The following is a 10718-nucleotide window of genomic DNA, read 5'->3' on the forward strand; positions in this document are numbered from 1 at the left end:
ACTTTCAGAAGGCTATTGGATATGACTGGCATCAAGGAAAAGAACGCTATCAGAGCGATTATTCTCAGCGCTGGTCAGGGACGGCGATTGTTGCCGCTCACCGAAAATATCCCGAAGTGCCTGTTGCCGATCGGAGGCAAGCCAATTATCGAATGGCAGATTGAGGCGTTACTCGCAGCCGGGATTCATGACATTACTGTGGTCACTGGCTTCAAATCCAGCCTGGTTGAAGCTCAGTTGCAACGCTATGCGAAGCAGGCGCAGATCAGTACGATTTTTAATCCATTCTTTGAAGTTGCGGATAACCTGGCTAGTTGCTGGATTGCACGTTCCGCCATGGACCACGACTTTTTGCTCCTGAATGGAGATACTATTTTTGATAAATCGCTGTTGGTACAAGTGTTGAACTCCGTCCCTACTCCCATTGCTCTCAGCGTGAGTCACAAACCCAGCTATGATACGGACGACATGAAGGTGCAGCTGGATGGGAATGGATGGGTCAAGCACGTAAGCAAGAACTTGCCCGCCGATCAAATCGACTGCGAGTCCATCGGTCTTATCTTTTTTCGCGAGCGCGGGCCGCAATTGTTCAGCAACGCGGTCGAGGATGCGCTTCGGGACCCGGCAAGGCTTAATTGCTGGTATCTCTCGATCGTGGATGCCCTGGCCTCCAGGCAACTGGTGAGTACGTGCTCAGTGCCCGGGCATCTCTGGTGTGAAATTGATTTTGCCGGGGATCTGGTCAGGGCCGAGGCACTTTTCAGCAAAACAGATCAAGATAAAATGCTGCATAACTTCCTTTGCCCGGGTTAGTCAGTCACTTTCGAATTCGCCGGTTCGTTACGAGAAAAAGCACAAGGATTTCTGAATGGTTAGTTCGCCGCCGCCGGATGCACCGGTCTTTAACGCAACAATGCGAAAGTTCGGGGCGCCACAGACAATAATTCATCAATATCAATACTGGAGCGTCATGCTCCGCCCCGTCCAGTTAACGCTTGGTTCCCTGGTTCTCGCCGCCCATGAGCCAGCTCACGAATTCTCTAAGCTCAGTCAAGCGAGTTTTACCGAGCTTCACAAAATAACAGCACAGCTGGAACCCGCTTTAGCAAAAGCGTTTAATTACGATAAGCTTAATTATCTGATGCTGATGATGGTTGACCCAGACGTACACTTCCATGTTATTCCACGTTACGAAAAGGCAAGGTGTTTTAATGGGCTGGAGTTTATCGACTTTGGTTGGCCTGGAGGGCCCGACCTCCGCAAGTCGAATGAAACCGATGCTGAAACCAACCAGCGTATCATCGATTACATTTTGCCCTGCTGGACAGAAGCCCATTGATGCATATCCGGATAATTTTTCCGAAATTAATGCCTCCGTAGTTGCGTATGAATTCCGGTAATGGTAAGTTCGCGCGGCTTGGTACTGCTTTGCCATCGTCGAAAAAATCTTCAATATTGGTGCTTCGCTCTACAACCGCCAAAATCCTGCGGGTCTCTTATTCGAGAAAACCAGATACGGCAAGCCTTCGCGATACTGGCAACGTTCCCGGACAGATTGGCCTCGTTGGCCAGTTAAATTGTAAAACTTATAGCCGGTTACTATAGATATGATTTATGAAATGAGCCAACGATGATACAACTCGTCCTGTTGAGACATGGGGAAAGTATCTCAAACCGGGATGGGTATTTTACCGGCTGGAATGATGTCGCACTGAGTCAGCGGGGTGAACATCAGGCGGAGCAGGCCGGTCGCCTGCTCAAGGAGACGGGTTGCGAATTCGACATATGTTTTACTTCAGAACTTAGGCGAGCCACTGATACATCGCGCATCCTGCTATCGTCGATGGGGCTTGACAGAGTGACAACGCGGCAGAGTTGGCGCTTGAATGAGCGCCACTATGGCGCGCTGGAGGGAGTTCATCGTATCAGCGCCATCGGGAAATTCGGCATATGGCCCGTCCTTGGCTCCCAATTGAGGTTTACCGCCATACCCCCCCCATTACGCCCTGGTGATGCACGTTGTCCGGGAAATCAGCTCCGCTATTCAGATGTCGACAAGAATGAGTTGCCGCTTTCGGAGAGCATGCAGCAGACTTTCACGCGAGTCTTGCCTTATTGGCAGGAAACCATCGTGCCCGAGCTCCTGCGTGGGAAACGGGTTCTCGTCGTATCTCACCGGCATGTCTTGCGCTCATTGATTATGCAGTTGGACGGATTGTCCGTTTCCCAGCTAATGAAGTTAACCATAGCCACGGGACGTCCGTTGGTATACAACCTTGATCATAAACTCGAACCCGTTCAGCACTACTATGCTGATCGTCAGTCCGCTTAGCAACATGTCGAGTACCGAGCTTGGCCCTTCCGCGGCTCTATGCCTTTCAGGTAACGGGCGATAGCTGAAGCCGATCATGGATTACGGCGCGGTTCAATGTCTGCAAGCCAGTAGTGGCGCGCGCACGCGTGCAGATACAGGATTCTGCTCGAACTACCCGGAATCGTAGAAGCGCCCCATCTCTTTTCGTGATCGCATGCGTACTTCGAAACTGTCATTCCGTCATCTACTGGCTCATCTGCAACGCCTGATGACGCTGGCCGGCGGTACGGTCCCCTTCCGTAGCGCCAGCCGATTCGCGGCAGCCGGGATGGTTGGGGCCGTCACCGACGTGCTGTTATTCCAATTGTTCACGAGCCTTGGCGCGACCCTCGCGTTGGCGCATATGGCGAGTTTTTTCGCCGCCGCTGCGTTGAACTACTTTCTCGACTCGAAATGGTCGTTCCGGCCCCGCCATGCGGATGATCAGCGATGGCGCCATTTTGGCCGCGTCCTCGTTGTCGGGTTATTCGCCTTGCTGATGCGTGGTGGAATCCTGGCATTGCTGGTCTTTGGCTGGCATATGTCCCCCATGCTGGCAATTTTTCCCACCGTTGCCGTCACGGCCGCCATTAACTATCTCGGTACCGCCTTCTACGTATTCCCTGTCAAGCAAGATCCTCACACCGTGGATGTGCGCTGGCGGGTCGCTTCACTCGGTATTGTCGCCTTTACCATACTGCTACGCCTGATTTACCTGGGACAAGCGCAGCTGATTCCGGACGAGGCGTACTACTGGAATTACGCCCAGCACATGGATCTGAGTTTTTACGATCATCCGCCCATGGTTGCGTGGCTGATCTGGCTGGGCACCGCACTCTTCGGCGATACGGAGTTCGGCGTTCGCATCGGCGCATTCATTTGCGGCCTTATAACAATGGGCTACCTGTACGCGCTGGCACGCAACCTGTACGACGAATCCACCGCCATGCGCGCGGTGCTGCTGCTGGCGGTACTACCGTTTTACTTTTCCACCGGCATGGTGATGACAACGGATGCGCCGCTGGTGGCCGCTTGGGCTGCGACGCTGTACTACATGGAACGGGCATTGATCGCTGATCAAAATTCCGCCTGGCTGGGCATGGGTATTGCATTCGGCCTGGGCATCCTGTCCAAGTATACCTTGGGCCTGCTGGGGCCGGCGGCGTTGCTGTTTGTGATCCTGGACCCGGCCTCGCGTCGCTGGCTGCGCCGTCCGCAGCCTTACCTTGCCGCTGGGCTTGCCCTGCTGCTGTTCTCCCCCGTCATCATCTGGAATATGGAGAACGACTGGGCCTCGATTATGTTCCAGTCAAACCGGGTCAAGGGGGGAAGTGAAGACCAATTCGCGGCACATTTATTATTTCTCCACCTTATGGTGCTGTTGACGCCGGTGGGCTTGCTTGCCGCAGCCATGGCGGTGTGGCCAGGGGCCGAGCCCGACCGCGACGCCTTTGCGCGCAGGCGTCGTCTATTCGTACGAGTGTTCACCGGCTTGCCGCTGGCAGTGTTTGTAGTTCTCAGCATTTCCGAGTCGCAGCGGTTTCACTGGACCGGACCGACATGGCTCGCACTGCTGCCGACCATGGCATGGTTGATGGGCCAGGCAGGCGATTTCAGTACCCTCTCACGCCGCGTGAGAGCGGCATGGAAACCCACTATTGCGGTTTGCATCTTTCTCTACGCACTCGTACTGCACTACGTGGTGCTCGGCATTCCCGGCATCCCCTATGGCTTTTTGTCCGAACACTATTTCTGGCGCGAGGCTACAAAGGAAATCGAGCAGGTTGTAGCGGAAGTTCGACAAGGAACCGGGCAAGAGCCCATTGTGGTAGGCATGAGTAAATGGTCGATAGCGTCCTCCCTGGCCTTTTACAATCGTAGCGGCAAGCCGATGGAGATACGCTCGCGCAACCTGTTTGGCGACAGCGGCGCAATGTATGATTTCTGGTATCCATCGGAACCACCCACTTCCCGGCCGATCATCCTGGTGGGCATGAGGAGCCACGAGCTCGCGCGTACCCGAAGAATCCCTGACATCGATCGGATGCTTGTACAACCGGGCTCGATACGGGAGCAAGTAGCCATGCGGGACGGCAAGCCGCTGCGGCGAATATATTACCGCATTGCACAGGGGTATTTGGGTAAAGGCCTTGACCCTGAATCCGGCCGTTGACCGCTCATTTAACAGATCGGCAGCTTGCTTGTGATGCAGGTAATACCTTCCACTCAGACCTGGTGGTTTGGCCGAACAAGCGGCAACCCGCGCACGGCTACGGCAAGCTCGGGTGGGCTGGGATGACGGACCTCAATCTATTTATCCTTGAATTTTCCATCATCCTTCCTGATCGCCACGGGTGCAAAAATACGAACCGCCAGTTTTCCTTCATCCTGACCGGGAACAATGTCCTCGAACCATGATCGTAAAGGCCCCTGGGATTGCCGCGCTTGCCAACCCATCATTACCCGGCCGGCAAGAAAGATTGTTGAAAGAAGATGCCAGATAATTACCGACCAGAGACCGATGTCCGGTCGGTCTATAAACCAGCCGAATGTCAACAGGATCAGGTTGGGATTACGCCGAGCAGTAATCAGCCGGTTAAACGAATCCAGCGGGCGCCAGATAAAAATATCAAATGATGCAATCCAAAACTGGAAAGCTCCTTCACACAATCGGCCACCGATATAACCGATGAGTATCAACGAGAATATTAGTTGCAAGTCGGAAACCTGCGTCAGTTCTGCTGTCAAGCCCACACCCCAGGCCATATACCAAAGCGGTGGATGAACAATATCCAGGCCGTGATCGAGCACATCTCCCAAACGGCTCGAGGTGACAGTTACTCGTGCCAGCTTCCCATCGACGGTATCCAGGAAGGTCATTAGCCATCCCATCACCAGACCGACGCCATAGTGGCCATGCCAAAAGGCAACCCCGGCAAGCACTGCAAACACAAGACTGAGCAGCGTAACCTGATTTGGCCGTATACCGAAGCGTACGCAAGCGCGCACCGTCCAAAACGCGGGCGTGGGCCAGAGCCATTTCGTCACAAGGTCGGTCACGCTTTTGTATGATCTGGCAAATAGCTCCGACTCCAGCTGCCGGCTGTTAACTCTGCTGATAGGCAATAGGTAGGGCAGATCCCTTTTCTTGAGATTTTGCTGAAGTCCCAGCAGATTCAAGTCTTTCAGTGTATAACGCGGCAAGTCCGGGAAAGTCTCTCCTTCTCCCTCTCCCATAAAATTCGCCAGCACATGACGCATATTTCCATCGGTAATCCGGACTGCGACCGGTTGACCTGCGTCACTGTTGAGCACCAGGTTCTCTCGCGTGTTAATCAGCGCCGCCAGGACCCTGGCATCAAACAAATGGTCTGCGCGTAAAAATAATGCCGGCGCATCTACTGGAATCTGATCGGGACTATCGACCGTTCTGGTCTGATTGAATCCTCTTAACATCCGTTCCAGGCGCTCACGCCCGCTCAGGCCCCAGATGTCGGTCTCGCTATCTCCAAGGATATAGATGTAGGTTATCACTGGAATATTCCGGATCGTTTGTCTGTGTCTGGTCATGGCGCACTTGGCGTGTGGCGCTACGACGTTCCAGGTCTCTTTGACTATAGAAGGTTTTGAGGCTTCCCTATTTCCTCATCCTTTACGGTTCGGCTGGCGAGGGACAGTAGCTTTTCCTTGCCCTCAAATTTATACCGGAGACGCCACCACTTGCCCCCTGATGGAGTAACAATCAGGAACAGGCCGCGTTCATCGAAGAGTTTGACAGGCTTTGCGCCGGGCTTTGCATTGCGAATTGCAGTATCGGTAAGGGGCATTTTAGGGTAACTCTATTTCATGAATCGGGGTTACCCCGAAGAGTTACCCTATCTAAATCTGGATGTTATCAGACAATACCACCCCTTCTTGGACGAATAAAGTAATAAAAAACCCGCTTAACCGCGGGTTTTTGGACATTATTGCATTTTCTTGAATCAGTTAATGGTGGAGGCGGCGGAAATGTGTCTTCTCGCCTTAGGGCGATCCATCCATGCGCTTCGCTTCGGGACCGCACTCGCCCGGTACCCGGCTCGTGCGTCCAAGCGAGCAGTGCTCGCTTAGTCGAACCCGATGGCGGGTTCTCATCCCAGCACGCCTGCCATCGCCCGGCAGCTTTCTTTAAACCCGGGCAGGCACGCTGAAAGAAGACGTCTAGACGTGCCTCCTCTCACCGTGCCAGCTTATGGAATACGCTGATAGCTGGCTTTGAACAGCAAAACGCGTTTGTTGCATTGTTGCGTTTGCTGCCTTTGTCGGAATGCACCGTTGGAGGCGCAGTCCAGCAGCCCGTATTTTGCCAGTCTTCCACTTTTGCTCCCTGCCCTCCGCGTTCCGCCACCCTGCCACACCGTTAATGGAAGTCCATGCTTCGGATGCAATCTTCGAAGGATGAGACTGTTTTGGCCGTAATTCCGGGTCTTTCGCTCCGAAGTCATCTGTTATTGTCTCCACGCCTCAAGCAGGGGCAGCTTAACGTATCTCTGAGCTTGGCTGAATCTGTTGAAAAGCAAGAGCAGGAGATTATTTCAGTCGGGAATTTACAGAATGTGTTCGTACCATTAACTTCGGACTCTCTTATATCCATATATGTTTGCATTCTTTGAGCAGCTTGTTCGACCTACTGTTGTACCCACCAAGTCGCCGCCTTCCGGCCTTCTCGCCTTTTACTGGCATTTTGTCAGCCAGACAAAAGGCGTTTATGCGGCGCTGTTCGCCACGGGCCTTACGGTTGCGTTGATCGATACACTGATCCCCGTTTTTATCGGGCAACTCGTCGATCTTATGGAGGCGACCGACCGCCCTAATGCGTTAAAGACAGCCACACCAATGTTGATAGGAATGCTCGGCTTGGTGCTGATTGGTAAGCCCCTGGCCATACTGATCGACAGTTTCGTACGATATAACGCCGTTGTGCCCGGCGTTAGCAGTCTGATCCGTTGGCAGAGTCATTGGCATGTAGTGCGGCAGAACTGGACGCTGTTTCAGAACGACTTCGCGGGGCGGATCGCAAGCCGTGTCATGCAAACAAGCGACGCCGTAAGAGAGTGTGTTGTGTCAAGCATCCATGCCGTTTGGTATATCACGGTGTATTGGATGTCGTCTTTATGGCTGATGGCCAGCGCAGACTGGCGCTTGGCCGTTCCTACCGTGATATGGCTGGTCGCCTACATCGTCTTTTTATACTACTTCGTGCCTCGAATGAGGGACCTATCCAAGAAAAGCAGCGAGCAGCGCTCTGTATTGATGGGTCGCGTGGTCGATAGCTATACAAACATTCTGACCGTCAAACTCTTTTCACGAATGAACGACGAGGATGCATACGTCCGTGATGCCATCAACGATCATGCGGCCGCTATTGCGGCCCATATGCGTCTGGTCACCAAGTTCTCGACCACCTTGTCGGCGCTTAATGCATCGCTGCTTGTTGCGACGACGGCCGTTGGTATTCTCCTTTGGGCTCGCGGTGATCTTGAGGCGGGAACAGTGGCCATGGCGGTGCCTCTCGCCTGGACCATCGCTAACGCGGGCGGATGGGTGAGTTGGGAAATGAACAGCGTCTTCGAGAATATGGGTGTTGTGCAGGAAGGCATGGAGACAATCGCTGTGCAAAGCACGTTGCCCGATGCCCCCGCTGCACGCGATCTCGATTCCGGTGAAGTACGCGGAGAAATTCGCTTCGAACGCTTGAATTTTACTTACGGGCGCAGCGATGGGCGAAAGGTGGTGGATAACTTGAGCTGCATCATTCACCCGGGCGAGCGTGTAGGACTAGTTGGAAGCTCGGGCGCGGGCAAATCGACTCTGATCAACCTGTTGCTTCGCTTCCATGAGATTGAATCCGGCGGCATCCGCATCGACGGCCACGACATCAGGGAGCTGACTCAGGAGAGCCTGCGCGGTTCCATTGGTGTAGTTGCCCAGGATACCTCCCTGTTGCACCGTTCCATTGCTGAAAACATTGCGTACGGTTGTGCGGGGGCGACACGGGCCGAAATTGAAGCGGCGGCACGGCGTGCCCATGCACATGAATTTATACTGAGCCAGAGAGACGATAAAGGCCGCACCGGTTATGACGCGCATGTGGGCGAAAGGGGAGTAAAGCTCAGCGGAGGGCAGAGGCAACGAATCGCAATCGCGCGTGTAGTGCTGAAAAATGCGCCAATCCTTGTCCTGGATGAGGCGACATCCGCGCTTGACAGCGAAGTGGAAGCTTTGATCCAGGATCATCTTCTCGACTTGATGGAAGGCAAGACGGTAATTGCCGTGGCGCATCGTCTTTCCACGATTGCCTGCCTGGATCGCCTACTCGTGCTCAACGAAGGCCGTATTATCGAGGAAGGAACACACGAAGAACTGTTAAGGCTCGACGGACAGTACGCCATGCTCTGGCGCCATCAATCAGGAGGATTCCTCTAAATAAAGGAGCGCGACCGCGAAGTGCGGTGGCCATATTTACAAAGAAAAACGCCGTCACTTGGACGGCGTTGGATGTTGCTGGGGGTATTAATGGTGGAGGCGGCGGGAATGTGCCTGTCTCGCCTCAATGCGGTCCAGTCATCCCTGCGCTTCGCTTCGGGACCGCACTCGCCGATAAACTCGGCTCGCGCGTCCAAGCGAGCAGTGCTCGCTTAGTCGAACCCGATGGCGGGTTCTCATCCCGGCCACCTCAAATTAAAAAGCCACCCGCTAGGGTGGCTTTTTAATTGGTGGAGGCGGCGGGAATCTCCAACCTCCACTCACCTAGACTTTAAGCCGCTGATAATGCTTCTTTTCGTAATTCGATCAGCTTGGATTGCCACCCTCACTTGGAGTGTTAAGTTGGGGTCAGTATAGCATCACAAAGGTGTGCTCGGCTCTGACCCATTCAATTCCCGGTTTCGGACTCCGGTTCAATTCCGAGATCCTCCAGCTCCCAGAATAAGCACAACCGAACTCAAGATATGAGCTAATGAATTTAACGCTTACGGCTACGAAACACGACGGGCGAAGAACTGCTATTGCATACTTCGAATAACTAAATCGAACGTAGCCCGTTTGATAAGAACGTTTAAAGACTTTACAGTCGATTATTTACGGTTGAGTATGGGGTGGGGTTAAACAATTGAGAAAACGCGGCAGAGGCTGACAGCGCATTTAACCACTGGCTATTGTTCAGGTAGCGTTAGGGTTGGGTATCGGTCTTGCTTGGATGCGGGGAACCATAAGCATTGAGAATAGGGAGTCCGCGTAAAAAACCTGCACGGGGCAGTGGTTTTTATCACAGACCGCGAGGCCTAATATCGTTACCGTTTACTTGCGTGACAATTGCACGCTGACGCTTCATTACATAAGGGAGATATATCATGAACTTTATTTTTGGAACTCCAGGATCCGACGTCATAACCACATCGTCTGCTTCGACTGGAGTCCTTGGTTTTCCTTCGAAACTTACGACGGCAGATTCGGATAGGATCGACGGAGGTGACGGCAAGGACGTGCTTGACGGTGGAGGCGGTGACGACACCCTTTTAGGAGGATTAGGCGCAGATACCCTGCTAGGCGGCGCTGGAAAAGACACGTTCCAGTTTGATTCGGTGAACGAGAGTCCTTATGCTATTACTGGATACGACACGATTTCCGACTTCAACCCATTGGAAGGGGATGCAATCGACCTTACCCGCATTGATGCGGACACGGGCCTTCTGGGGGATCAGGCATTCCTTCCGAACCAGTTGGTATTTGATCCCATTACCGGAATGCAGAATGCATATTTAAATGTAAATGGGGTGACTGATCCTTTGCCTGCCCTTCAGATTCAAATAGTCTCGGTGGGCATATCAATACAACCCATCATAGGATCGGGGGACGCCTTTTTTGAGTAGGGGTTTAACATTGGCTAATGGCACCGCGTTTTAGAGGGTGACATTAGCTTAGCAGCTACTAACAAGCAGCACCCGCCCGCTCGCACATCCCCCCATTCTTAACCAGAGGGCGCCGCCGATCGTCAGTCGGCTTCCTCGGCCGTCAAAACGCCAAGCCCCCACTAGCTGTCCTTAGCCAGTGCCTATCCAAAACTCATTCGCGTTCTAACAAGGAGCTTATTACTCTCAAAGGATGGGCATCAATAACAACCGGCTTGAATAAGCTATCCACTCCTCGGAGCTCGACCCCGCAAAAAGCAATTGAACAAAAACTGCTGTGGTGTGGTGGTCAAATCATTTCAGACACCGTGACCTGCTATCGTTTTTTGTAGCCAGTTCGAAGGTGAGTCTTCCGGTTCAGGCATTCTGATTTTGCAACCGTTGCAAGCCTGCTTCAGCCGGTGTTCGATTGCCGA

At 53.3% G+C, this 10718-nt stretch carries 8 protein-coding genes; 6 read left to right on the forward strand and 2 right to left on the reverse strand.

The window, feature by feature from the left end; genetic code table 11:
• Nucleotides 1-21 precede the first annotated feature (21 nt).
• The 4 genes from BM022_RS03355 to BM022_RS03370 all read left to right on the forward strand — a co-directional run bounded on the left by BM022_RS03355 (nucleotide 22) and on the right by BM022_RS03370 (nucleotide 4526).
• Nucleotides 22-813 (forward strand): phosphocholine cytidylyltransferase family protein, encoded by a 792-nt coding sequence (locus tag BM022_RS03355; protein ID WP_177191612.1) that lies wholly within the window; start codon nucleotides 22-24, stop codon nucleotides 811-813.
• A 55-nt stretch (nucleotides 814-868) separates the two neighbouring features.
• Nucleotides 869-1339, forward strand: a complete 471-nt coding sequence (locus tag BM022_RS03360) for an HIT family protein (protein WP_091136866.1) — start codon at nucleotides 869-871, stop codon at nucleotides 1337-1339.
• Between the two features lie 291 nt (nucleotides 1340-1630).
• On the forward strand, nucleotides 1631-2332 hold the full coding sequence (locus BM022_RS03365; protein WP_091136868.1) for a 2,3-bisphosphoglycerate-dependent phosphoglycerate mutase: 702 nt from the start codon (nucleotides 1631-1633) through the stop codon (nucleotides 2330-2332).
• A gap of 196 nt (nucleotides 2333-2528) precedes the next feature.
• On the forward strand, nucleotides 2529-4526 hold the full coding sequence (locus BM022_RS03370; protein WP_091136869.1) for a glycosyltransferase family 39 protein: 1998 nt from the start codon (nucleotides 2529-2531) through the stop codon (nucleotides 4524-4526).
• 137 nt (nucleotides 4527-4663) lie between these two features.
• On the opposite strand, the gene BM022_RS03375 is transcribed toward BM022_RS03370, so the two are convergent.
• Both BM022_RS03375 and BM022_RS03380 read right to left on the reverse strand, forming a co-directional pair.
• The gene (locus BM022_RS03375; protein WP_091136871.1) at nucleotides 4664-5923 is read right to left on the reverse strand and encodes a CDP-alcohol phosphatidyltransferase family protein; all 1260 of its coding nucleotides are present in this window, start codon (nucleotides 5921-5923) and stop codon (nucleotides 4664-4666) included.
• 44 nt (nucleotides 5924-5967) lie between these two features.
• Nucleotides 5968-6180, reverse strand: coding sequence for an Arm DNA-binding domain-containing protein (locus tag BM022_RS03380; RefSeq protein ID WP_091136872.1), 213 nt, complete (start codon nucleotides 6178-6180; stop codon nucleotides 5968-5970).
• 808 nt (nucleotides 6181-6988) lie between these two features.
• Between BM022_RS03380 and BM022_RS03390 the strand changes: the two genes are divergently transcribed.
• Together BM022_RS03390 and BM022_RS16260 are read left to right on the forward strand one after the other, a co-directional pair.
• Complete coding sequence (locus BM022_RS03390) at nucleotides 6989-8818, forward strand: ABC transporter ATP-binding protein (protein ID WP_091136875.1); 1830 nt, start codon at nucleotides 6989-6991, stop codon at nucleotides 8816-8818.
• 926 nt (nucleotides 8819-9744) lie between these two features.
• A complete protein-coding gene (locus BM022_RS16260) occupies nucleotides 9745-10263 on the forward strand; it encodes a M10 family metallopeptidase C-terminal domain-containing protein (protein ID WP_091136877.1) in 519 nt (172 codons plus the stop codon).
• Nucleotides 10264-10718 lie beyond the last annotated feature (455 nt).

This window comes from Nitrosospira sp. Nsp14 (assembly GCF_900113575.1).
GTDB lineage: Bacteria > Pseudomonadota > Gammaproteobacteria > Burkholderiales > Nitrosomonadaceae > Nitrosospira.

Bases quoted from the DNA above. Each gene is read 5' to 3' on its own strand.
- BM022_RS03355 (WP_177191612.1), top strand. From the start codon at position 22: ATGACTGGCATCAAGGAAAAGAACGCTATCAGAGCGATTATTCTCAGC.
- BM022_RS03360 (WP_091136866.1), top strand. From the start codon at position 869: ATGGTTAGTTCGCCGCCGCCGGATGCACCGGTCTTTAACGCAACAATG.
- BM022_RS03365 (WP_091136868.1), top strand. From the start codon at position 1,631: ATGATACAACTCGTCCTGTTGAGACATGGGGAAAGTATCTCAAACCGG.
- BM022_RS03370 (WP_091136869.1), top strand. From the start codon at position 2,529: ATGCGTACTTCGAAACTGTCATTCCGTCATCTACTGGCTCATCTGCAA.
- BM022_RS03375 (WP_091136871.1), bottom strand. From the start codon at position 5,923: ATGACCAGACACAGACAAACGATCCGGAATATTCCAGTGATAACCTAC.
- BM022_RS03380 (WP_091136872.1), bottom strand. From the start codon at position 6,180: ATGCCCCTTACCGATACTGCAATTCGCAATGCAAAGCCCGGCGCAAAG.
- BM022_RS03390 (WP_091136875.1), top strand. From the start codon at position 6,989: ATGTTTGCATTCTTTGAGCAGCTTGTTCGACCTACTGTTGTACCCACC.
- BM022_RS16260 (WP_091136877.1), top strand. From the start codon at position 9,745: ATGAACTTTATTTTTGGAACTCCAGGATCCGACGTCATAACCACATCG.